Raw genomic sequence first — 684 nt, forward strand, 5'->3', positions numbered from 1 at the left:
CGCTGACTCACGGCGGAACACTTGTTGAAATTCTTCCGATACCTAAACTGGTTGAAGCTGCCAGAGGTATGGGTCATGTCCATGTTGACCTGGACCAAGACGGACTTGCGCGCGGACTATATTTGAACTCAGGTGTCGGCGATGCTCATTGGCCTAGCTTATCAATGGCGATGGCAAGCGAAGTTAACCCCATGATCCAATATATTCGCATGGTAGCATCAAGTAACTCTCCTTATATGTCAGTCAACACCCAATATCGCTTAATACCTTTTGCTGGCCCTGGCGGCACATTTCCGACCTACAGCTATCTGGAGGTTATGCTTGACCAAGTACCTGCTGAAGCATTTCGCGACAAGACCATTTTGATCGGCGCAACGGCTGCAGGTCTAGGCGATATTATTCCAACGCCTGTATCAAGAAGCGGCACCTCAATGTCTGGCGTTGAACTCCATGCCAACGCCTACTCTGCACTACTTAATAATACCGCTATTCGACCTGTTGATTCGGTTTGGGCTTACTTGCTGACATTTGCTTTCATCATGATCCCTATCCTGCTGTTTCCGCGACTCAAACCAACGCATGTCTTACCTTCTGCGATCCTGCTAGTACTGTTGGTTTTTAGTTTTAGCTACCTACTAATACTACTAGATAAGACCTGGTTTCCACCCATTAATGCAATCATTG

At 47.2% G+C, this 684-nt stretch carries 1 protein-coding gene; it reads left to right on the plus strand.

The window, feature by feature from the left end; genetic code table 11:
• Positions 1-684, plus strand: a 684-nt coding sequence (locus tag A3763_RS00845; protein WP_197482658.1) for a CHASE2 domain-containing protein, incomplete at both ends; no start/stop codon positions are given.

It is taken from the genome of Oleiphilus sp. HI0128 (assembly GCF_001635365.1).